Annotated in this window: 23 protein-coding genes; 9 read left to right on the top strand and 14 right to left on the bottom strand. The window is 52.5% G+C overall.

Features of this window, described 5'->3' with window-relative positions; all coding sequences use genetic code 11:
• Window positions 1–3: 3 nt before the first annotated feature.
• Window positions 4–171 (top strand): 50S ribosomal protein L33, encoded by a 168-nt coding sequence (rpmG, locus tag AC6I8W_RS20205; protein WP_001051798.1) that lies wholly within the window; start codon window positions 4–6, stop codon window positions 169–171.
• A 69-nt stretch (window positions 172–240) separates the two neighbouring features.
• Window positions 241–1,050, top strand: coding sequence for a bifunctional DNA-formamidopyrimidine glycosylase/DNA-(apurinic or apyrimidinic site) lyase (gene mutM / locus AC6I8W_RS20200; protein ID WP_497836420.1), 810 nt, complete (start codon window positions 241–243; stop codon window positions 1,048–1,050).
• Here the strand turns inward: mutM and coaD are convergent.
• From coaD to rfaD, 11 genes are all read right to left on the bottom strand, one after another.
• The gene (gene coaD, locus AC6I8W_RS20195) at window positions 1,047–1,532 is read right to left on the bottom strand and encodes a pantetheine-phosphate adenylyltransferase (protein ID WP_497836419.1); all 486 of its coding nucleotides are present in this window, start codon (window positions 1,530–1,532) and stop codon (window positions 1,047–1,049) included. The genes mutM and coaD overlap by 4 nt on opposite strands.
• Complete coding sequence (locus AC6I8W_RS20190; RefSeq protein WP_497836418.1) at window positions 1,529–2,308, bottom strand: glycosyltransferase family 2 protein; 780 nt, start codon at window positions 2,306–2,308, stop codon at window positions 1,529–1,531. The genes coaD and AC6I8W_RS20190 overlap by 4 nt, the downstream gene beginning before the upstream one ends.
• On the bottom strand, window positions 2,308–3,582 hold the full coding sequence (waaA, locus tag AC6I8W_RS20185) for a lipid IV(A) 3-deoxy-D-manno-octulosonic acid transferase (protein WP_497836417.1): 1,275 nt from the start codon (window positions 3,580–3,582) through the stop codon (window positions 2,308–2,310). Before waaA ends, AC6I8W_RS20190 begins: the two co-directional genes overlap by 1 nt.
• 92 nt (window positions 3,583–3,674) lie before the next feature.
• Entirely contained in the window at window positions 3,675–4,808 is a 1,134-nt protein-coding gene (locus AC6I8W_RS20180; protein ID WP_497836416.1) for a glycosyltransferase family 4 protein, read from the bottom strand.
• Window positions 4,801–5,877, bottom strand: a complete 1,077-nt coding sequence (rfaQ, locus tag AC6I8W_RS20175; protein WP_497836415.1) for a putative lipopolysaccharide heptosyltransferase III — start codon at window positions 5,875–5,877, stop codon at window positions 4,801–4,803. The genes AC6I8W_RS20180 and rfaQ overlap by 8 nt, the downstream gene beginning before the upstream one ends.
• A gap of 160 nt (window positions 5,878–6,037) precedes the next feature.
• Window positions 6,038–7,336: an O-antigen ligase family protein gene (locus AC6I8W_RS20170; RefSeq protein ID WP_497836414.1), complete on the bottom strand. Its 1,299-nt coding sequence runs from the start codon at window positions 7,334–7,336 to the stop codon at window positions 6,038–6,040.
• A 2-nt stretch (window positions 7,337–7,338) separates the two neighbouring features.
• Window positions 7,339–8,331, bottom strand: a complete 993-nt coding sequence (locus AC6I8W_RS20165; RefSeq protein WP_497836413.1) for a glycosyltransferase family 8 protein — start codon at window positions 8,329–8,331, stop codon at window positions 7,339–7,341.
• A gap of 9 nt (window positions 8,332–8,340) precedes the next feature.
• Window positions 8,341–9,417 (bottom strand): glycosyltransferase family 9 protein, encoded by a 1,077-nt coding sequence (locus AC6I8W_RS20160; RefSeq protein ID WP_497836412.1) that lies wholly within the window; start codon window positions 9,415–9,417, stop codon window positions 8,341–8,343.
• A complete protein-coding gene (gene rfaC, locus AC6I8W_RS20155; protein ID WP_497836411.1) occupies window positions 9,414–10,391 on the bottom strand; it encodes a lipopolysaccharide heptosyltransferase RfaC in 978 nt (325 codons plus the stop codon). Before rfaC ends, AC6I8W_RS20160 begins: the two co-directional genes overlap by 4 nt.
• A gap of 2 nt (window positions 10,392–10,393) precedes the next feature.
• Window positions 10,394–11,437, bottom strand: coding sequence for an ADP-heptose--LPS heptosyltransferase RfaF (rfaF, locus tag AC6I8W_RS20150; protein WP_497836410.1), 1,044 nt, complete (start codon window positions 11,435–11,437; stop codon window positions 10,394–10,396).
• A gap of 17 nt (window positions 11,438–11,454) precedes the next feature.
• Window positions 11,455–12,387, bottom strand: a complete 933-nt coding sequence (gene rfaD / locus AC6I8W_RS20145) for an ADP-glyceromanno-heptose 6-epimerase (RefSeq protein WP_480366722.1) — start codon at window positions 12,385–12,387, stop codon at window positions 11,455–11,457.
• A gap of 231 nt (window positions 12,388–12,618) precedes the next feature.
• Between rfaD and AC6I8W_RS20140 the strand changes: the two genes are divergently transcribed.
• Both AC6I8W_RS20140 and tdh read left to right on the top strand, forming a co-directional pair.
• Window positions 12,619–13,815 (top strand): glycine C-acetyltransferase, encoded by a 1,197-nt coding sequence (locus tag AC6I8W_RS20140; RefSeq protein ID WP_497836409.1) that lies wholly within the window; start codon window positions 12,619–12,621, stop codon window positions 13,813–13,815.
• Window positions 13,816–13,825: 10 nt separating this feature from the next.
• The gene (gene tdh, locus AC6I8W_RS20135; protein ID WP_497836408.1) at window positions 13,826–14,854 is read left to right on the top strand and encodes an L-threonine 3-dehydrogenase; all 1,029 of its coding nucleotides are present in this window, start codon (window positions 13,826–13,828) and stop codon (window positions 14,852–14,854) included.
• Between the two features lie 54 nt (window positions 14,855–14,908).
• Here tdh and AC6I8W_RS20130 read toward each other — a convergent pair whose 3' ends face one another.
• Window positions 14,909–15,808 (bottom strand): divergent polysaccharide deacetylase family protein, encoded by a 900-nt coding sequence (locus AC6I8W_RS20130; protein ID WP_497836407.1) that lies wholly within the window; start codon window positions 15,806–15,808, stop codon window positions 14,909–14,911.
• A gap of 3 nt (window positions 15,809–15,811) precedes the next feature.
• Entirely contained in the window at window positions 15,812–17,113 is a 1,302-nt protein-coding gene (envC, locus tag AC6I8W_RS20125) for a murein hydrolase activator EnvC (RefSeq protein WP_497836406.1), read from the bottom strand.
• A gap of 249 nt (window positions 17,114–17,362) precedes the next feature.
• Between envC and AC6I8W_RS20120 the strand changes: the two genes are divergently transcribed.
• The 5 genes from AC6I8W_RS20120 (at window position 17,363) to cysE (ending at window position 20,480) form a co-directional block, all read left to right on the top strand.
• On the top strand, window positions 17,363–17,794 hold the full coding sequence (locus AC6I8W_RS20120; RefSeq protein WP_013511012.1) for a rhodanese-like domain-containing protein: 432 nt from the start codon (window positions 17,363–17,365) through the stop codon (window positions 17,792–17,794).
• A gap of 17 nt (window positions 17,795–17,811) precedes the next feature.
• Window positions 17,812–18,066 (top strand): glutaredoxin 3, encoded by a 255-nt coding sequence (grxC, locus tag AC6I8W_RS20115; protein WP_013511011.1) that lies wholly within the window; start codon window positions 17,812–17,814, stop codon window positions 18,064–18,066.
• 40 nt (window positions 18,067–18,106) lie between these two features.
• Window positions 18,107–18,574, top strand: a complete 468-nt coding sequence (gene secB, locus AC6I8W_RS20110; protein WP_013511010.1) for a protein-export chaperone SecB — start codon at window positions 18,107–18,109, stop codon at window positions 18,572–18,574.
• Window positions 18,574–19,593 carry an NAD(P)H-dependent glycerol-3-phosphate dehydrogenase gene (gene gpsA / locus AC6I8W_RS20105; RefSeq protein WP_497836405.1) on the top strand — a complete coding sequence of 340 codons (1,020 nt, stop codon included), beginning with the start codon at window positions 18,574–18,576 and terminating at the stop codon, window positions 19,591–19,593. Before secB ends, gpsA begins: the two co-directional genes overlap by 1 nt.
• Before the next feature lie 68 nt (window positions 19,594–19,661).
• Complete coding sequence (cysE, locus tag AC6I8W_RS20100; protein ID WP_497836404.1) at window positions 19,662–20,480, top strand: serine O-acetyltransferase; 819 nt, start codon at window positions 19,662–19,664, stop codon at window positions 20,478–20,480.
• Here cysE and trmL read toward each other — a convergent pair.
• The gene (gene trmL / locus AC6I8W_RS20095) at window positions 20,477–20,950 is read right to left on the bottom strand and encodes a tRNA (uridine(34)/cytosine(34)/5-carboxymethylaminomethyluridine(34)-2'-O)-methyltransferase TrmL (protein ID WP_497836403.1); all 474 of its coding nucleotides are present in this window, start codon (window positions 20,948–20,950) and stop codon (window positions 20,477–20,479) included. The two genes, cysE and trmL, sit on opposite strands and share 4 nt — an antisense overlap.
• Window positions 20,951–20,958: the final 8 nt, after the last annotated feature.

The following is a 20,958-nucleotide window of genomic DNA, read 5'->3' as shown; positions in this document are numbered from 1 at the left end:
ATCATGGCTAAAGGTATTCGTGAGAAGATCAAGCTGGTTTCCTCTGCTGGTACAGGTCACTTCTATACCACCACGAAGAACAAACGTACTAAACCTGAGAAACTGGAACTGAAAAAGTTCGATCCGGTTGTACGTCAGCACGTGATCTACAAAGAAGCCAAAATTAAGTAATTTTGGTGTTCTGCGAAAAACCCGGCTTCGGCCGGGTTTTTTGTTTCTGCGGTTCGTTGAGGAGATGAGATGCCTGAATTACCAGAGGTAGAAACCAGCCGACGCGGTATCGAACCCCACTTAGTGGGCGAAACCATTCTGCACGCCGTGGTGCGCAATTCCCGCCTGCGCTGGCCGGTTTCCAGTGAAATCCATGCGTTAAGCGATCAACCCGTGTTGAGTGTACAGCGTCGCGCGAAATATCTGCTGCTGGAGCTGCCTGGCGGCTGGATTATCATTCACCTCGGCATGTCCGGCAGCCTGCGGATGCTACCCGGTGAACTGCCACCAGCTAAGCATGACCATGTTGATTTGGTGATGAGTAACGGCAAAGTGTTGCGTTACACCGACCCACGTCGATTTGGGGCCTGGCTGTGGACCAACGATTTAGCGGGCAGCAGTGTGTTGGCGCATCTCGGTCCCGAACCACTCAGCGATGAATTTGATGGTGACTATCTGTTTGAAAAATCGCGCGGTAAACGCACGGTGATTAAACAATGGCTGATGGATAACAAGGTGGTGGTGGGTGTAGGTAACATTTACGCCAGCGAATCGCTATTTACCGCCGGTATTAGCCCCGATCGGCCGGCCATGAGCCTGAGTCAGGTTGAAGCGACGCTGTTGGTCAACACCATCAAGGCGGTATTGCTGCGTTCGATTGAGCAGGGTGGCACTACGCTACGTGATTTTCTACAAACCGACGGCAAGCCAGGTTATTTTGCTCAGGAATTACAGGTATACGGTCGGGCGGGTGAGCCGTGTCGTGCCTGTGGCACGCCGATCGTCAGTGGCAAGCACGGGCAACGCAGCACCTTCTGGTGCCCACGCTGCCAGCATTAGGGCTGCGCCAGCTTACTCAGCAGCGCCTGATGTACCACGGCAGGCAGAAATGCCTGCACGTCGCCCTGGTGACGCGCGACTTCTTTTACCAGCGAAGACGAGACAAATGAGAAGCCTTCGGACGGCATCAGAAACACGCTTTCGAGGTCAGGCAGCAGATGACGATTCATATGCGCCAGTTGTAGCTCATATTCGAAATCCGATACGGCACGCAGGCCGCGTACCAACACATTCGCCTGTTGGGTTTTGGCGAAGTTAGCCATTAGGTCGCTGAAGCCGATCACCTCAACATTCCCCAAATCCGTCGTGACCTGGCGTGCCAAATCAACACGTTCATCCAGGCTGAACAGCGGCTTTTTGCTCGGGCTGGCGGCAATCGCCAGCACGATGTGGTCAAACATCCGAGCCGCGCGTGTGACGATATCCAGATGACCGAGGGTAATGGGATCGAAGGTGCCGGGGTAAATTGCTTTGGTGCTCATACGCGGCCTTGTGTTGAAGTGTTATGCAGCGCCCACAGCGCCGAATATTTATTGAAGGTGTACTGCGCGTTGACGACAGCCAGAATCCAGCCCTGTTTCCCATCGAGAAAACCGGCACGCAACAGTAAGGTTTTCAGAAATGCGCCCAGCGTATGGCTGAAGATGGAAAAAATCCCGCAGCGTTTACCGCGTTGAAAGCGTTCCTGCGCCCAGGCTTCGGCGTAGTTCAACTGCTTGCGCTGGAAGGTGACCAAATCGCGGCAGGTCAGATGTTGCAAATCACCCTCCAGCCTGACGACGGTGGCACCCTGGGTGTCCAGGGATTCATGCACCAGATTGTCGTTGTAGTTCAGATGGCGCGGATAGAGACGCATCACGCGATCCGGGTACCAGCCACTGTGGCGCATAAAGCGGCCAAGGAACAGATTACTGCGGCTCAGACTGTAGACGGTAGTGGCAGGGGGCTGAGCCAACACCTGTTCGATGGCGTTGCGTAGCGGCGGTGTGACGCGCTCATCGGCATCGATCATCAGAATCATATCGCCACTGGCGTAAGCCTGCGCACGCTGACGCTGTTTGCCGAAGCCTGCCCAGGCTTCTTCAGCCTGATAAACCTGCGCGCCAAGCTGTCGAGCGACCTCAGCGGTTGCATCATGGCTACCGGAATCCAGCACCACGATCTCATCCGCCCAACTGACGGAAGCCAGCGCCTCCGGCAGCAGTTCAGCTTCATTTTTGGCGATCATCACCACGGAGAGGCGTTGGCGTTGCGACATTAGTGTGCTCGCGGTGGTAAATGGGGTTCGAGTAAATGTAGCAGACGTTGCAATGCGCCCTGATTTTGATGCAGGACGTCAACCGCGTGGCGGCCATAGTAGCGGCGATAGTCGTCGTCCTGTAGCAGGTTGGCGACTTCTTTCTCCAGTGACACGACATCGGTCACGGTAATCAGCCCCTCCGCCTGTTGCAGCCTGGCGCAGATATCTTTGAAGTTCCAGATGTGCGGCCCCATCAGTACCGGAATCGCATGGGCTGCGGGTTCGAGCGGATTATGACCGCCACGTTCCACCAGGCTACCGCCGACAAACGCCAGATCGGCAATGCCGTACAGTAACATCAGTTCGCCCATGGTATCGCCAATCACCACCTGTGTGGCGCTGGAAGGGATTTCGCCGCTACTGCGCAGCGTGAAACTGAAACCACGCTTCTGCGTCAATTCACGGGCATCTTTGAAACGTTCCGGATGACGCGGCACCAGAATCAGCAGCAAATCGGGAAATTGCGCCAGCAGGCGACGATGCGCATCCAGCACTATGGCTTCTTCGCCATCATGGGTGCTGGTGGCAATCCACACCGGACGACGCGGCGCCCACTGGCGACGCAATGTGACGGCTTTAGCTGCCAGCTCTGGCGTGACGGAGATATCAAACTTCAGGCTCCCGGTGACTGCCAGATGCGAACGCTTTAACCCAAGGCTGAGAAAACGATCGCCATCTTCCTGATTTTGCGCCGCAATCAGGGTGATGCGTTGCAGCAGGTCGCGCATAAAGCCGCCCAGCTTTTTGTAGCCCCTGGCGGAACGCTCAGAGAGGCGGGCGTTGGCAATCACCAGCGGAATCTGGCGCTGATGCAGAATCCGGATAATGTTAGGCCACAGCTCGGTTTCCATGATGATCACCAGTCGGGGGTTGACGGTATCGAGGAAACGATTAATTGAACCTGGCAGATCATAAGGCAGATAAACGTGATGCACATCTTTGCCAAACGCCGATTGTGCACGCTCTGAGCCGGTGGGTGTCATGGTGGTCACGGTGATCGGCAGCGTCGGGTAGCGATGACGTAACGCGCGTACCAGCGGCACCGCAGCGAGGGTTTCGCCCACCGAAACTGAATGCAGCACAATGCCGTTGGGCTCAACTTTGCCGCTGCAATAGCCATAGCGCTCCGCCCAGCGCTTGCGATAAGCCGGGGCTTTTCGACCGCGCAGCCACAGGCGCAGCCAGATAAGAGGCTGAATCAGGTAGAGCAGGGCTGTGTATAGAATCGTCATAGTTATCGTTACGACAGGTTCGCGTCAAAAAGCATAAGAAATCAAGATGGCGGCATGTTATCAGAAACCTGACGCCTGCTCATACCACTTCATCAAACAGGCTGAAGCACTTGCTGGTAAAGCGAGGTGAGCGCCTGCGCCAGTCGTTGCGGACCATAAGGTTCAATTCTGCGGCGTGCGGCTTCACCTAACGCGCAGTTTTGTGAAAGTGACGGAATTGCCAGTACGGCGTCATTTAATGCCTTGATATCCAAGGCATCACACACGAAGCCTTCCTGACCAGCCTGAATGAATTCGGCTCCACCACAGCCGGTACTGGTAATTACCGCGAGCCCACAGGCCATGGCTTCCAGCACCACATTCGGAAAAGGATCATAGAGTGTCGGTAGCAATAAGGCATCTGCAGCATGATAGAAAGGCTGTACGTCCTGCTGCACACCGACAAAACGCAGGCGCTCCAGACAATTTAGTTGATTAGCCAACTGTTGATAACGTGACAACTGCTTGTCCTGGCCAACGACAATCAGGAAGCGATCGCTGCGTGCAACCGCTTCAATTGCGGCTTTTAATCCTTTACGTTCAAAGCCGGAGCCGACATAAATCATCACCGTGGCATCCTGCGGCAGCCTGAGTTGCTGACGTGATGCGAAGCGCTGTGCTTCGGCTGCCGGTTGAAAACGCTGGCTATCAATAGCGTTGTGAATAACATGAATCTTGCTGGCATCCAGCGAAAAGCAACGCAAAATGTCCTGCTTTACCATCTCAGAATTACAGATTACCGCTTTCAGCGACGAGGCATTGAACATTTCTCGTTCGGCCCGCAGCACATAGCGATGATAGGGACTCAGTGTAGCGCTCAGTCGCTGCCATGATGAGACGATGCGTGCGCGTTGCTCAAGCCAGACACGGTGCACACCATCCCCCGCGCGAAAGATATCGCAACCGGCGATACGCTCATGACTCTGCACAATATCAAACTTTTCCCGCTCCCAGCAGGCGCGTGCCGCGACGGCAAAACCGCGTTCACGCGAGACGCGGCCAAACTTAGCCGGATTGCAAATGTGCAGATGCCAGGCCGGGTTCGGTGTGCCTTGCCAGCTACGGGTGATGATATTGAGGTCCAGCTGCTCGTTGTCCAGTGCTTCCAGCGCACGCGAAATAAAGCGCTCGGCCCCGCCGTCCGGGCGATATTTCTGCCGGACAATTGCCAGGCGTAGCTTATTCATGCAAAAAGCTCCTTGCGGCGGCGAGCACATCCGCAACCGGAATGGTCGATAAATAGCGCTGGTTGGTTTTGGTATCGATGGAATCCGGATCAGGCAGGGGGCCATAATCACCGGCCCAAATGACGCGGTTGTTATCACCCCACGGACGCCAGAATTGTAGTTTGGTGGGGCCAAACAACGCCAGACAAGGCGTATCAAGCGCGGCAGCCATATGCATCGGCGCGGAATCAACACCAATAAACAGTTGGGCACCGGCGATCAGTGCCGCCAGCTGTGGTAAAGAGAATTGACCGGCAAGCGACACGACGCTATCGCTCTGGCTCAGTGATTGAATACGTTCAATCATCGATAACTCTTTTTTATCTGGTGCAGCGGTAAGTACCACGGTGTGGCCATCAGCAGTCAGTGCGTCGATTAACTGCGCGACTTTCTCATCATCCCAGCATTTGAATTCCCAGCGTGAGGTGGGTTGCACCACCACATAAGGTGCATTGACCTGCTGGTGGGCCAGTACATCCTGCACTTTTTGCTGGTCGGCGGCACTGAAGTGCATAGAAGTTTTGGCTCCTGAGGCTGTGATGCCGAGAGGGGACAGTGCCGACATATTCTGTTCAACGGTGTGAAGATTACCGTGATCATGGGTGCTCACCAGCAGGTTATGGCACCAGCGCCAGATGGCGCTATCGCGCTTGGTAAACGCGAAACCAATACGAACCGGGGAGCCGGAAAGTTTCGTGAGAATGGCGCTACGCCACTGATCAGCCAGATTGATCACCAAATCGTAATGGCACGCGCGCACAGCAGAAATCAGCGCGAGTTCATGGCGGAATTTCTGCCAGCCGCCTTCCTTTTTCCAGTTGCGATCGATGATGTGCAGTTGCCGAATGGCCGGATGAGCTTCCAGCATCGGGCGGGTTTCTTTATACAACAGGACGTCAATATTGGCCTGTGGGTAACGTTGGCGAAGTGCATTGATCACCGGTGTGGTCAGCAGCATATCACCATGATGGCGCAGCTTTATCAGCAGAATATTTTGGGGTGCAAAGTGGTCTGGAATCAGGCTTGCCATACTAAATGATCTCAAAATTCAGTGAGCTGATTGTAGGGCAAACCCTCCAGGGGTGAAAGCCAGATGCGACGCTTATTTCTCGCACTCGCGATAAAGGCAGCTTAGCCACCACAGCAGCTGATACCCTTGTCGGATACAAGGTGTCATCGGCATCCATCTTTTATTGCTCTGGATTAATCATGGTGTTTGAACTGCTCATTTTGACCCGCCTCATCATCATAAAATATCCCCACACCAGAAGAATGAAGTAAGGAGATTCTCTGTTATAAAATTGCGAATCGCCCATGCTAAAATAGATAACCGGGATAGCTAATAATAAAGCTTCGTAGCGGGGAGATTTACCAAATATCGGCACCAGCAATAAACCAATGAAAAAGCCCAGCATGATGATCCCACCAACGATGCCCTGCAAAGAAAGGCTATCAACCAGATCGTTGTGGGTATGATATTGAATATTAAGATAGGCGATTTCATTTTCTGGCTGATGCTTATCCAGCCATTCTTTAGTTTCCACACTGCGCGTGTCGGCACTTTGCCCCCACGGATGTTGTGTGAATGCCCACAATCCTGCCTGCCACATGCCAAAACGGCCACCAATTGAGGTGCTCGGATCTCCTGCTGAATATTGCTGAACCTCGGTTTTAACCGTCTCGACGCGATCAAAAAGTTTGTCTGAGTATTTGCTGAGACTAAAAATGCTGGTAAGAAGGAGCAATGAAAAAATACCCATCCAAATCAATCTTGAACGTCCAGGAGTAGTCACAATGTGATGCAATATACTGGCAATACAAAAGAAGCTGAACAATAGAATAGCGGAGCGTGTTTGGGTCACACCCAGTAAAATAAAGGAGACGACCAACGTTATAAAATATGGCACGGCGTAATGTCGTGGGAAAACACGGCGGATAGACCACAAGGTCACCAGAGAAAGCACCGTGAACATGTATGCGCCAGAGGTTGCTGCGTCTGAATTGATTTTAGGGCGCTCTCCAGTATGGATAACTTGTTCAATGCCAATCCAGGCTACAACGAAAATCATCAGGCACAAAATCAACGTCCCAACCTGGACCAGGCGGGCAGGTAGCCGCCATCCAGGGGACAGACGATACACGCAGTAGATGACAAACGCCCCCAGAATCATTCTTTTTCCACTGATTTTATAGTGTTCAGCAATCAGTGGTAGTTGGTGGTTTATCGTTGTGATTGCCCAGATCCACTTACTCAGGCCTAGCAGTAGAAGTAAGGTAGGTATCCAGTAAAAATAGAGTTTTTTCTCTTGCCACACCAGCCAGGCCAAGCTAAAAAACGAGATGTACGTTAACATGTAATAGGCGTTGCGGGAAATCTCTCCGGAGACAAAGAAAAATGCCATCGAGATTAGCGTGAGAGAATAAAATATTATTCCTCTTCCCTGTTCCGTTTTCATTAGTTTAGAAATTTCAGCAATGCGCATCATCATTCTTACTTGAAAAATTTATGTTTAATATAATTAAGCATCCAGATGAGACTGGAGGTGTATTCTTTTTTATAGTATTTTATCCGGGCAAAGCGCTTCATCTCTTTATGATCAAGAGGCTCATCAAGATGCAGTGATGACCATGGCGATAAACGATAATATTCTAAATAACGATGTGAAAGATCGCCGCCGCTCCATGCATGCCAGGGTTTGCATTTCCCCGTGTAATGGATCATGACAGTATCGTCAGGGACGTTAAAACTATGCCAGACTTTGTTCGCAATAATGTCGTAAATAAAGTTGTATTTATCAGGCAAGATCAGGGTTTCATTTTCCAGAAGGATATTTAATGCATCCTGATCGGGGAATCCAAAATTTGCACCCTGAATAACAAGCAAATCTATTATCTTTTCGGTAGTGTCATTTTCCAGCCAACGGGGGATGTTGATCAACATGAAGCCAGAGTTAAAGTAATTACCTTGTTTAAGACCCAACTTAGGACATTGATTCTGGCGTGCACGCAGCGTGTCATTACTGGCACACAGGATGACATGACTGATATCCAACGTGAATAGCGGAGAATAATCGCCTACCACCAGTGTATCGGCATCAAGGTAAAAAACACGATCACTATAGCGAGCTACGGTTTCTGGAATCAGGAATCGATAATAAATACTCTTTGGATAGCGTCCGACCGCAGGCAGTTTTTCCAGCCAACTATCATTGAAGAGATGGAGTGTTATGGCGAGCGGCTGGTTACCGGCCAATTGCTTTAGACGGTCAACATCATCATTAGCCAACGTATCGGTAAAAATATGAATATGAAAAGCGGTAGTGGGATGGTGCTTGAGTAATGAAAAGAGGGTAATACCCATTCCTCTGGCATAGTTATGATTAATGCCAAATGCAACATGTATAACCGATGCGTCGTTGTGAGACAGCGTGTTAAGCAGTGTTTCGCTTTGCTGGACGGCCTCAGTATGAAGGTGTGTTGCCATGATGCTGTACTACCCCTGGTTGTCTTCAATAAACTTGCTAATTTTCATTATCTTATCTTCATTCAAGCCAAACAGAACTTCGGGAGGTTGTTCAAATTTAAATCGAGTAGCGAAGACAAAAGTTGAGGCGTCAATGTTGTCGGGTCCAATAAACAAGACACGATTTACCGGTCGTTGTTCTCTGATTTCACAGGGTCCATAGAACATGATTACCGGAACTTGTTGTGCATCGGCAATATAGGCATTACCCGAATCAGATGCGATGTAAAAGTCCATCTGCGAGATAGCCCAGGGCACATCCTCTAAATTTAACTGGCCGATCAGGCTGATAATATTTTTTTTGTCGGGAGCCAGTGTTAATAACTCATCCAGCCAGGGTTGCTCAGCCGGAGGTCCAAAGACATAAAATGTACAGGGTAGGGCGGACAATGACTCAATGATCTGAACCCAGATAGCAGCAGGGATGGTCTTGGCTTTATTTCCGGCAGAAATACTGATGCCAATCTTTATACCTTGTGCGGGAGTGCAAAGTGCTACAGGAACCGTGGTCGGAACATACAAAGGAGAGGTGGCATGCTTGGGAAAATCGGTATAACGATAATCCCGATTAATGAGTTTCAGGTAGCTATCCAGCGTCAAATCCTGTTTTGTATGCTCGACGATGCCCGTCGCACTACGATAGAAGACTTTATGGTAGGATTTACGCACATAGGTGAGTAAAAATTGCTTATTTTGCGCATTGCATAATGACGCGAAGAACAGATTAACACTGTTCGGCTGTGTCAGATAAACATTGTCGTAGCGATTCATCAGGGTAAAAGCCAGGCAAATTTTACTCCATAAGCTGCGCTTTGCGTCTTCAATCAGATAGTAACGGGTGATGGTGTCATCATGACGCACCAAAGGCTCTACCGCCCGGCTGATTAAAACGTCAGATTGGCCTAATGCGCGCAGCATAGGTGTTATATTAATAAAATCGCCGATCTTCGCTGTCTGAATGACTAAACTTCTTCCGGTGGGTTTTTTAAAGAGTTTCATCATGTACTGCAATGGCAGCAGTATCAAATAGATCAGAACATAATTCATTTTGCGTCTTCCGCTATTACAGTCTGAAGATGTGCCATTACTTCATCGGCTACCAAATCACCCAGTTCTTTGGTTGGAGAAACCAGCGCAATCTGATTCTTACCATAGCCACCAATCAGCCCCGGATCCGTCGGGCCATACAACGTTAAATTCGGGCGATCCAATGCTGCCGTAAGATGGCTCAACCCGGTATCAACGGAAACCACGGCGCGTGCTCCCGCCAACTGTCGCGCCACCTGCTCCAGTGTCAGACGTGGCAGCACCTCAACATGAGTAAACCCTTCCGCCAGGCGTAACGCGCGCTGATGTTCATGCTCAGCGCCCCAAGGTAATTTCACGCGCAGGCCGGTTGGCTGCACCAATTTAATCAACTCACGCCAGTGCGCTTCCGGCCAATGTTTATTGTCTCGCGTCGTCGCGTGTAAAAATACCAGATACTGATGCGCATCTTGCGGCAATGAACTCAGAAAATGCCCGGCGATGGCATAGTCACCCTGAGTGGCTGGCTTTTCATAGCCAAGGCTTTTCGCAAACAGCTCGCGAGTGCGTTCCACCGCGTGTTGCTGTTTATTGATTTCGTGGCGTTTGTCATACCACCAGCTGGCGAAAGGTTCTCGGGCGCTACGGCTGTCCTGCCCGTGCTTTACACCTTTCGCCAGGCGAGTCACCAGTGCAGCACTCTTGATCAGTCCCTGCGCGTCAATCACGATATCGTACTGACGCGACTGTAACTCACGTTTAAATAACACGCGTTCTTCACGTTGCTGGCTGCCAAACCAATGCTTGCGCCAACGGCGGATAGCGACCGGCATGACTTTATCCACGGCAGGATGCCAGGCCGGAATCTGAGCGAAGTTCTCTTCCACTACCCAATCAAAACGAATGCCGGGAATGGCCTGCATCGCATCGGTCAACGCGGGAAGGCTGTGCAGGACGTCGCCCATTGAGGACGTTTTCACAATCAGGACGTGCATATTTACTCCTGCGCCTCATTCAGCAAAGCGCTTAATTCCTGGTGCACGCGCGTCGGTTGAATATCTATCAGACTCTGGTGATAACCTTCTGCGGCATCGCCTTTCCGAACTTTGTGATAACCGGTGATCAGGCGAATAACACGCGCCTGATGCGACAACGGTGGCGTGAAATCGGGGCTGCTTGGACCATACAACGCCACCAGTGGACGATTAAGCGCCGCCGCAATATGCATCAACCCCGAATCGTTGCTCACCACCGCAGCGCAGTGCGCCAGTAGAATGACGGCCTGTTCCAACTGGGTATCACCGGCAAGGTTTTTACAGTGATAGCGCGCGGTTTCTGGCAGAGTCTGCACAATGGTGTCACCGGTTTCGCGATCTTTAGCCGAACCGAACAGCACCACCTGATAGCCTTCGCTGATGAGTTGTTCCGCCAGTGCGGCATAGTGGTAATGCGGCCAGCGTTTTGCCGGACCAAATTCAGCACCGGGGCAGAAGCCAATAGCAGGACGATCGGCAGAAAGCCCAAATTGCGCGGCCGTCATGCGTTTCTCATCCTCTTCAACCCTGAGCTGCGGCCACAATAATGGCTGCGGCAACTGCTGCGCAGAGGCCACCGGTTTGTCATAGCCCAACGCCACATAACGTTCGACCATTAACGGAAACGCCGCTTTATCCAGCACCCGCACATCATTCAACACGCCGTAGCGCATCTCACCACGCCAGCCAGTACGACGCTTGATACCGGCAAAAAATGGCACCAGCGCCGATTTAAATGAGTTCGGCAGCACATAAGCACGATCGTAACCACTCGCCTGCAAGGTTTTGCCCAACCGACGACGCTCGCCCAGAGCCAGCGCGCCATGACCGAGCGGCATCGCCAGCGCCTGATTCACTTCCGGCATACGTGACAGCAGCGGTCGGCACCAGGCAGGTGCCATTACATCAATAACCGCCTCAGGATGCTCAGCCTTGAGCGTGCGATAGAGACTTTGCGACATCATCATATCGCCGACCCAGGAAGGGCCAATAACCAGAATTTTCATCGCTGCTGCCGGATCCCTTATGCGTTACGATTCAGCCACACCATATATTCCGCCACCCCCTGGGCCACGGTTTTGAACGGCTTGTCGTAACCCGCCGCACGGAGTTTGGTCAGATCCGCCTGGGTGAACGCCTGGTAGCGACCTTTCAGCTTATCCGGGAACGGGATGTACTCGATCTCACCTTGCTGATGGAATTTCAGCACTGCATCCGCCACTTCCTGGAAAGACTCAGCACGACCGGTGCCACAGTTGTAAATGCCGGAGACACCATTTTCCCAGCACCACAGATTCACCGCAGCAACATCATCGACGTGGATGAAGTCGCGACGGAAATCATCGCTGCCTTCAAACAACTTAGGATTTTCGCCGTTGCTGATTTGTGTGTTGAGGTGGAAAGCCACGCTCGCCATGCTGCCTTTATGGCCTTCGCGTGGGCCATAGACGTTAAAGTAACGGAAACCGCACACTGGCGAATCCGCTTCAGGCAGAATCTGGCGCACGTAATGGTCAAACAACATTTTCGAGTAGCCATACACGTTGAGCGGCTGCTCGTACTGGCGTTCTTCGATAAAGTTTTCGTTGCGACCGCCATAGGTGGCAGCAGAGGAGGCATACAGGAACGGAATTTCACGTTCGAGACAGAAGTGCAGCAGATCTTTTGAATACTGATAGTTGTTATCCATCATGTATTTGCCGTCCCACTCGGTCGTTGCCGAGCAGGCACCTTCGTGGAATACCGCTTCAATCGGCCCCAGATCTTCGCCGGACATGATGTAGGTGAGGAATTCCTCTTTATCCATGTAATCAGAGATGTCCAGATCCGCCAGGTTCACGAATTTGGTGCCATCCTTCAGATTATCCACCACCAGAATGTCAGTATGACCGCGATCGTTCAACGCCTTGACGATGTTGCTGCCAATCATGCCAGCGCCACCCGTTACGATAATCATGTGCTTTGCCTTTAAACAGTTGGGGTGAAACAGGAGGTTTCACGCACGAATACCTAACATCATAACATTTCAGTCCGCAGCAGGCAGCCAGATGACTCCGGAAGCCCGTCATATTTCACGCGCACAGCGTGAACTATGCTGCAAAATGGAGATTTCATTGGCTGAAACGTCGTTAATACGCCTTTCAATCAGTAATATGTGCCAAAATTTTGCTATCTGAGGAGCGGAATCATGTCCAGTCAATTTTATTCGCAAATCCTTCAACAACTTGAGACAACGCGTCAGGACGGATTGTTCAAACAGGAACGCACCATTACCTCGCCACAACAGGCAGAAATCAACGTTGCCAACGGTAAGCCAGTCATCAACTTTTGCGCCAATAACTATTTGGGTCTGGCGAACCATCCGGCGCTGATTCAGGCTGCCAAAGAGGGGATGGATACGCACGGTTTCGGCATGGCTTCGGTGCGCTTTATCTGCGGTACTCAGGACATCCATCAGCAGTTGGAGCGCAAACTGGCAGACTTTCTGGGGATGGAAGACGCCATCCTCTTCTCCTCCTGTTTTGATGCCAACGGCGGCCTGTTTGAAACCTTGCTTGATGCGGAAGATGCCATCATTTCGGATGCACTCAATCACGCCTCCATCATTGATGGCGTTCGCCTGTGCAAAGCCCAGCGCTATCGTTATGCCAACAACGATATGCACGAATTGCGCGCTCGTCTGGAGGACGCGCGCGATAATGGCGCGCGCCATATCCTGATCGCTACCGATGGTGTGTTCTCCATGGATGGCGTGATTGCCAACCTGCCAGGCATTTGCGATCTGGCGGATGAATTTGATGCACTGGTAATGGTGGACGATTCACATGCGGTCGGCTTTGTCGGTGCCAGTGGTCGTGGCACTCATGAATATTGTCAGGTGATGGATCGCATCGACATTTTGACCGGTACGCTGGGCAAAGCGCTCGGTGGTGCGTCCGGGGGGTATGTCGCCGCGAAAAAAGAGGTCGTGGAATGGCTGCGTCAGCGGTCGCGTCCTTATCTGTTTTCCAACTCGCTGGCCCCGGCGATTGTTGCTGCTTCGCTACGAGTGCTGGAAATCCTCAGTGAAGGCGATGGACTGCGCCAACGTCTGTGGGAAAACGCGCGCTACTTCCGGGAAAAAATGACCGCAGCCGGGTTTAGCCTGGCGGGTGCCGATCACGCCATCATTCCGGTCATGCTCGGGGAGGCGAAAGTGGCGCAGGAGTTTGCCAGCCTGCTGCAACGCGAAGGGATTTACGTCACCGGCTTCTTCTATCCGGTGGTGCCAAAGGGGCAGGCGCGTATCCGTACGCAAATTTCGGCGGCTCATACCCAGGCACAGCTGGAACATGCGGTAGCGGCTTTTACCCGTATTGGTCAGCAGTTGGGTATCATCGTCTGAGGAGCCGACAATGAAAGCACTCGCGAAATTAAAAGCAGAAGAAGGCATTTGGATGATCGCCGATGCGCCGATTCCGGAACCTGGCCATAACGATCTGCTGATAAAAATCCGTAAAACCGCCATCTGCGGCACCGACGTTCACATCTACAACTGGGATGACTGGTCGCGTAAAACCATTCCGGTACCGATGATCACCGGCCACGAATATGTGGGGGAAGTGGTGGCTATCGGCCAGGAAGTGAAAGGTTTCACGATTGGCGATCGCGTTTCTGGTGAAGGACATATCACCTGCGGCCACTGCCGTAATTGTCGGGCCGGACGTACTCACCTGTGTCGTAATGCTATTGGCGTGGGGGTAAATCGCCAGGGGTGTTTTGCCGAGTACCTGGTGATTCCTGCGTTTAACGCCTTCAAAATCCCGGACAATATCTCCGACGAACTGGCGGCCATTTTTGACCCCTTCGGCAATGCTGTGCATACCGCGTTGTCGTTTGATTTGGTGGGTGAGGATGTGTTGATTTCCGGCGCCGGGCCGATCGGCATCATGGCTGCCGCAGTATGCAAGCATGTTGGCGCACGCAATGTAGTGATCACGGACATCAACGAATATCGTCTCGATCTGGCGCGCAAAATGGGTGTCACGCGCGCCGTGAACGTTGCACAGGAGAATCTGCGTGAGGTGATGGCATCACTCGGTATGACCGAAGGTTTTGATGTTGGGCTGGAAATGTCCGGTGCGCCCCCGGCGTTTCGCAGCATGCTGGAAGTGATGAATCACGGCGGACGTATCGCGTTGCTGGGCATTCCGCCTGGTGAGATGGCGATCGACTGGAATCTGGTCATCTTCAAGGGGCTGTTTATTAAAGGTATTTACGGTCGAGAGATGTTTGAAACCTGGTACAAAATGGCGGCGTTGATTCAATCCGGTCTCGATCTCACACCAGTTATCACCCACCGTTTCCCTGTTGATGATTTTCAGCAAGCCTTTGACGAGATGCGATCCGGACACTCTGGCAAAGTGATACTGAGCTGGGATTAGGCCATTGCCCGGCGGTCAGGCCGGGTTTTAGGGCTGCCTGGCCACACCTGCAAATTAAAAAAGCATCTTAAGCGAATCGATGAGTGGGCTCTCAACAATGCTTTCTTCCAATATATCAACAGCCCGACTCTGTGGCACCGGAGCCAATGATTTACTGACCTTACAGACGCCAGGCGCTCGGAAGTGTGGCTCAGGTTGTGGCTTTGTCGATGGTATGGTGGAACCTTGATGGAGTGGCTCATTCAGCAGCTGGCTGGGTCTTACCAGGGTGATGTCGGCAGGTAATGTTGGTAGCATTTGTTGCAGCACTCGCACCGTATTGGGATGAGGGTGTCCGATCGCAATCGCATAACCATCACGCTGTGCCAGTTTCACCGCCCGGGTGAATTGCTGGCGAATGGCGGCATCATTTTGGCTGTCATCAAGAAATACCCGGCGTTTAAGAACTTTCACATGGGTCCCCTGTGCCGCAGGGATCGACTGGCTATTGCCGATGGTCATGCTATCCAGGAAGTAGAAGTTGTAGTGATTCAGAACCTGCATCACCTTCTGCATGCCTGGCAGGCTGGAGGTCATCTTGCTGCCCATATGATTGTTAAGGCCTACCGCGTAGGGTACTTTCCCCACCGCATCGTGAATGATGCGTTCAATTTCCGCACTGGACATCTCAGGGGTGAGCGTATCCTTCTCCAATGGCTGCTTGCTGAGAGGCGCCATTGGCAGATGGATAAGAACCTCATGTCCGCTTTGATGGGCTTTTGTCGCCATCTCGCGCGCATAAGTGGCGTTGGGGAGTACCGCAACGGAGATGGCTGCCGGCATCTGCAACACTTTGTTTTCCTCGACCGGGCGATAGCCAAAGTCGTCGATGACGATGGAGAGTTTGCCAGCATGGGCGGAAAGTGACAAAAACAGGCCGCACAGGGCGGCGGAGAGTTTATAAGGTTGAAACAAAGCTTATCTTCCTAACCACGGCAGTGGATTCACGGCTTGTCCCTGCCGCCGGATTTCAAAATAGAGTGAGGGCGTACCGCGGCCGCCACTGGTGCCCACCAGAGCAATAGGCTGTCCTGCCTTCACTTGGGCACCAACACTCACCAGCGCACTTTGATTGTAGCCGTAAAGGCTCATGTCGCCTTTACCGTGTTCCAGCACGACAACCAGGCCGTAGCCTTGCAGCCAGTCGGCCATCAGTACGCGCCCATCGGCGATGGCTTTCACTTCGGTCCCTTCTGGTGCATCAATCACCAGACCTTTCCAACGTAATTCACCCTGCATGGTTTCGCCGAAACGATGTTCCACTCGTCCGCGCACCGGCCAGACGGCCTGGCCACCGGGACGGCCCAGACCACCGGTACGCGCCATCAACTCACGCTCGCTCTGCGTAGGTTGATAGTTGGATCCTTTGGCTTTGGCCTGCGCCTGACGCTGGCGGACTTTCTCCGCCTCGCGGGCTTCGCGCTCGGCGCGCTCGCGGGCTTCTCGTTCCGCTTTGGCGATTTTGTCTTGCAGACGACTCTGGTTCTGACGCATTTGTACCAGATCAGCCTGGTCTTTTTTCAACGCACCTTCCAGGGCCGTCAGCGTTTTCTTACGAGCCGCACTGGCGGACTCCAGCTTGTCCTGCTGCGTCTGCTGCTGAGCGAGTAGATTTTTTTGCTGCTGCTGTTTGTCCTGCAACGCCTGACGCTGTTCCGCCAACTGTTGCTGCGTCTGTTTCAGGTCATCGATATTCTTCTGACGTGCCGCATTGAGGTAGCCGAAATAGGCCAGAATGCGTTCACTACGTTGGGCTTCTTCACCGCCGAGTAACAATTGTAAGCCATTGTGTTGCCCCTGACGGAAAGCAGCATCAAGTTGTTGTGCCAGCAATTTCTCCTGCTGAGCTTGCTGTTTTTCCAGCCGGGCGATGGAGGTATTGAGTTGGGTAATATCGTTACTCAGTGCGCTCAGGCTATTGCGGGTTTCACGCAACTGGCGACTGGCTTGCGCAATCACTTTTTCCTGGCTTTCCAGCTGGTTAAGCAATTTGCTGCGCTGCTGTTTTTGCTCCTGAACACTTTTCTCTTTTGCAGCGATATTCTGCTGAATGGATTTCAGCTGCGATTTGCTGTCATCGTCACTATGCGCAATGGGCGGCAATAACAGAGCGCCCGCACAGAGCAGGCTGAGGGAGAGTGCGGACCAGCGTGATGACAACGGATTTGCTGGGCCGTTGTGACAGGTCCTTGTTGGTAAAACAATCGCTTTTCCCTTCATAGTCGCTAATTATTCCACGATGAACAGCCGCTTACCAGTTTACCGGGCCGGGTTTTGCTTTTCCAAACATGTCGGCCTTCAGCTTACAAGCATAAACTTTGTGTTAATTTTGCGATTAGAACACTTTTTTTGGAAAATGACGCACAAATCGTAACTCTGACCCCTTAGCGACTGTACATGCGAGGTGGCGCAGGTATACTCAGAACCCTTGTTTTAGCTTATTAGCCCGGTCTGGAGTCGTTACCCCTCATGCAAGAAATTATGCAGTTTGCAAGCAATCACCCCATCCTCAGTCTGGCATGGGTTGTCTTACTCGTTCTGGTGATTGTAACCACCGTTAAAGGTATGTTCTCGAAGGTAAAAACGATTAGCCGTGGTGAAGCGACCCGTCTGATTAACAAAGAGGACGCGGTGGTGGTAGATGTTCGTTCGCGCGACGACTACCGCAAAGGACACATTTCTGGGGCGCTGAATGTAGCGGCGGCGGACATCAAAAAAGGCAGCTTTGGCGAGCTGGAAAAGCATAAGTCTCAGCCCATAATTGTGGTATGTGCCACGGGCCAGAGTGCCGGCGAACCGGCAGCACAGTTGAGTGCCGCAGGCTTCACGCAGGTTTCTGTTCTTAAAGACGGCGTGAGTGGCTGGAGCGGTGAAAACCTGCCGCTGGTACGCGGTAAATAATTCGCAGAGGTAACTGCATGGCTAATGTTGAGATTTATACCAAAGCGACCTGCCCATATTGCCACCGGGCAAAGGCGTTGCTGAATCAGAAAGGTGTGACGTTTCAGGAGCTTCCTATCGATGGGGATGCGGTGAAACGTGAAGAGATGATTCAACGCAGCGGCAGAACGACAGTGCCACAGATATTTATTGATGCGCAGCACATTGGTGGCTGCGATGATCTCTTTGCGCTGGACGGGCGCCAGGGACTTGATCCCTTATTACAGGCATAACTTTACGGCCACACAATTCTAACTTACAGGATTTTGTAACATGTCAGAACATAGCACCAACGAAATGCAGTTCCAGATTCAACGTGTTTACACGAAAGACGTCTCTTTCGAAGCGCCAAACGCGCCGCAGGTTTTCCAGAAAGAGTGGGAACCGGAAGTGAAGCTGGATCTGGACACCGCGTCCTCTCAGCTGGCTGATGAAGTCTATGAGGTGGTGCTGCGTGTGACCGTAACCGCCAGCGTCGGTGAAGAAACCGCGTTCCTGTGTGAAGTCCAGCAGGCAGGTATTTTCACCATCAGCGGTATCGAGGGTACTCAGATGGCGCATTGCCTTGGTGCATACTGCCCGAACATTCTGTTCCCGTATGCGCGTGAATGCATCACCAGCCTGGTTTCTCGCGGTACTTTCCCGCAGCTCAACCTGGCGCCAGTCAACTTTGATGCGCTGTTCATGAATTATCTGCAACAGCAGCAGGGTGAAGGCGACGCACCACATCAGGATGCCTGATGATTACACGCAATGCTTCAATTAGCGTCATCGGTGCCGGCTCGTACGGCACCGCACTCGCTATCACGCTGGCTCGCAATGGTCACCCGGTTTTGCTCTGGGGTCATAATCCCAAGAGCGTCGCGCAACTTCAGTCCGACCGCTGCAACACCGCTTTTCTGCCCGATGTGCCTTTCCCCGACAATCTCGTTCCTGAAGCGGACTTAGCCCAGGTGGTTAACGCCAGTCGCGATCTGCTGGTGGTGGTGCCGAGCCATGTATTCGGTGATGTCCTGCTGCAACTCAAGCCACATTTGCGCGCAGACTCACGGATTGTCTGGGCGACCAAAGGGTTGGAGAAAGAAACCGGACGTCTGTTGCAGGATGTGGCGCGTGAAATTCTCGGCGATGCCATCCCGTTGGCGGTGATCTCTGGACCCACTTTTGCCAAAGAACTGGCGGCAGGTTTGCCAACGGCCATCGCCCTGGCGGCGACGGATGTGCAGTTTGCTGACGATTTGCAGCAAAAGTTGCACTGTGGGAAAAGTTTCCGCGTATATAACAACCCTGACTTTATCGGTGTGCAGTTGGGCGGTGCGGTCAAAAACGTGATTGCGATCGGTGCCGGGATCTCTGATGGCATTGGTTTTGGCGCTAACGCGCGCACGGCGTTGATTACGCGTGGACTGGCGGAGATGAGCCGGCTTGGTGCTGCTCTCGGTGCTGACCCGACCACATTCATGGGGATGGCGGGTCTTGGCGACCTGGTGTTGACCTGCACCGATAATCAGTCACGTAACCGCCGTTTTGGCATGATGCTGGGGCAAGGCGAGAACGTGGATGAGGCGCAACGCATTATCGGACAAGTTGTAGAAGGTTACAGAAACACCAAAGAAGTCAAAGCATTAGCTGCGCGTGTTGGCGTTGAGATGCCAATAACTGAGCAGATTTATCAGGTATTATATTGCGAAAAATCAGCGCGAGAGGCAGCATTGAGTTTACTCGGTCGTACAAGGAAGGACGAAAACAGCCAAAGCTGAAGCAGGATGCCCAGCCTCATCACCTGTAGCGCCCCATCAGGCGCTTTTTTTATCCGGAGTACACAGCAATGTCGTCTGAAGAGTTAGAACTGGTCTGGAACAATATCAAAGCGGAAGCCAGGGCGCTGGCCGATTGTGAACCCATGCTGGCCAGTTTTTTCCATGCGACTCTGCTCAAGCACGAAAACCTCGGCAGTGCGCTTAGCTACATGTTGGCAAACAAGCTGGCGAACCCGATTATGCCTGCCATTGCGATTCGTGAAGTGGTCGAGGAAGCCTATCGCGAAGACCCTTCAATGATCGTATCGGCTGCCTACGATATCCTGGCGGTGCGCCAGCGTGACCCGGCTGTCGACAAATATTCTACGCCGCTGCTGTATCTGAAAGGTTTCCACGCCCTGCAAGCCTATCGCATCGGCCATTGGTTGTGGAAGGAAGGTCGCCGCGCGCTGGCTGTCTATCTGCAAAATGAAATCTCGGTCTCCTTTGCTGTCGATATTCACCCGGCAGCGCGTATTGGTCATGGGATCATGCTCGACCATGCTACCGGCATCGTCATCGGTGAAACTGCGGTAGTGGAGAATGATGTCTCCATCTTGCAAAACGTCACGCTGGGTGGTACTGGCAAAACCAGCGGCGATCGTCATCCGAAGATTCGTGAAGGGGTGATGATTGGTGCGGGTTCCAAAATTCTTGGCAATATCGAAGTGGGGCGCGGTGCGAAAATTGGTGCCGGTTCCGTGGTGTTGCAGTCGGTGCCGCCGCATACCACCGCAGCAGGCGTACCGGCACGTATTGTCGGTAAGCCTGCCAGCGATAAGCCTTCGATGGATATGGACCAGCATTTCAATGGTTCGCCGGGCTTTGAATACGGCGACGGCATCTAGCTCTTGATCAGTGCGCCAGCATAATCCAGCTGGCGCCACGCTTCGTATACCACCACTGACACGGCGTTCGACAGGTTCATGCTGCGGCTTTCCGGCATCATCGGGATACGGATTTTTTGCTCCGGCGGTAGCGCGTTAAGAATGTCAGCGGGTAAGCCACGGCTTTCCGGTCCAAACACCAGATAATCCCCTGCCTGATAGCGTACAGCGCTGTGCGCTGGCGTGCCTTTAGTGGTGAGCGCAAACAGCCGCTGCGGTGCTTCCGCCGCAACAAAGGTTGCGTAATCGTCATGATGCTTGATGGCGGTGAATTCGTGGTAATCCAGCCCGGCACGACGCAGACGCTTATCATCCCAGCCAAAACCTAGCGGGTGAATCAGGTGCAGCTGAAAACCGGTATTGGCGCAGAGACGGATGATATTGCCGGTATTAGGCGGGATTTCAGGTTCAAATAAAACGATATTTAGCATAAGGCCCC

This window comes from Pantoea sp. X-Soil-TKNS-1211 (assembly GCF_059730495.1).
Note: the sequence above shows the minus strand (reverse complement) of the source record. Positions and strands in the feature narration are given on the sequence as shown.

Bases quoted from the DNA above. Each gene is read 5' to 3' on its own strand.
- gpsA (WP_497836405.1), top strand. From the start codon at position 18,574: ATGATTACACGCAATGCTTCAATTAGCGTCATCGGTGCCGGCTCGTAC.
- waaA (WP_497836417.1), bottom strand. From the start codon at position 3,582: ATGACGATTCTATACACAGCCCTGCTCTACCTGATTCAGCCTCTTATC.
- AC6I8W_RS20190 (WP_497836418.1), bottom strand. From the start codon at position 2,308: ATGTCGCAACGCCAACGCCTCTCCGTGGTGATGATCGCCAAAAATGAA.
- cysE (WP_497836404.1), top strand. From the start codon at position 19,662: ATGTCGTCTGAAGAGTTAGAACTGGTCTGGAACAATATCAAAGCGGAA.
- AC6I8W_RS20165 (WP_497836413.1), bottom strand. From the start codon at position 8,331: ATGGCAACACACCTTCATACTGAGGCCGTCCAGCAAAGCGAAACACTG.
- AC6I8W_RS20180 (WP_497836416.1), bottom strand. From the start codon at position 4,808: ATGAATAAGCTACGCCTGGCAATTGTCCGGCAGAAATATCGCCCGGAC.
- coaD (WP_497836419.1), bottom strand. From the start codon at position 1,532: ATGAGCACCAAAGCAATTTACCCCGGCACCTTCGATCCCATTACCCTC.
- rfaQ (WP_497836415.1), bottom strand. From the start codon at position 5,877: ATGGCAAGCCTGATTCCAGACCACTTTGCACCCCAAAATATTCTGCTG.
- AC6I8W_RS20120 (WP_013511012.1), top strand. From the start codon at position 17,363: ATGCAAGAAATTATGCAGTTTGCAAGCAATCACCCCATCCTCAGTCTG.
- AC6I8W_RS20170 (WP_497836414.1), bottom strand. From the start codon at position 7,336: ATGATGATGCGCATTGCTGAAATTTCTAAACTAATGAAAACGGAACAG.
- trmL (WP_497836403.1), bottom strand. From the start codon at position 20,950: ATGCTAAATATCGTTTTATTTGAACCTGAAATCCCGCCTAATACCGGC.
- grxC (WP_013511011.1), top strand. From the start codon at position 17,812: ATGGCTAATGTTGAGATTTATACCAAAGCGACCTGCCCATATTGCCAC.
- rfaD (WP_480366722.1), bottom strand. From the start codon at position 12,387: ATGATTATCGTAACGGGTGGCGCTGGCATGATTGGCAGCAACATCGTC.
- rfaC (WP_497836411.1), bottom strand. From the start codon at position 10,391: ATGCACGTCCTGATTGTGAAAACGTCCTCAATGGGCGACGTCCTGCAC.
- AC6I8W_RS20160 (WP_497836412.1), bottom strand. From the start codon at position 9,417: ATGAATTATGTTCTGATCTATTTGATACTGCTGCCATTGCAGTACATG.
- tdh (WP_497836408.1), top strand. From the start codon at position 13,826: ATGAAAGCACTCGCGAAATTAAAAGCAGAAGAAGGCATTTGGATGATC.
- mutM (WP_497836420.1), top strand. From the start codon at position 241: ATGCCTGAATTACCAGAGGTAGAAACCAGCCGACGCGGTATCGAACCC.
- AC6I8W_RS20140 (WP_497836409.1), top strand. From the start codon at position 12,619: ATGTCCAGTCAATTTTATTCGCAAATCCTTCAACAACTTGAGACAACG.
- envC (WP_497836406.1), bottom strand. From the start codon at position 17,113: ATGAAGGGAAAAGCGATTGTTTTACCAACAAGGACCTGTCACAACGGC.
- secB (WP_013511010.1), top strand. From the start codon at position 18,107: ATGTCAGAACATAGCACCAACGAAATGCAGTTCCAGATTCAACGTGTT.
- rpmG (WP_001051798.1), top strand. From the start codon at position 4: ATGGCTAAAGGTATTCGTGAGAAGATCAAGCTGGTTTCCTCTGCTGGT.
- rfaF (WP_497836410.1), bottom strand. From the start codon at position 11,437: ATGAAAATTCTGGTTATTGGCCCTTCCTGGGTCGGCGATATGATGATG.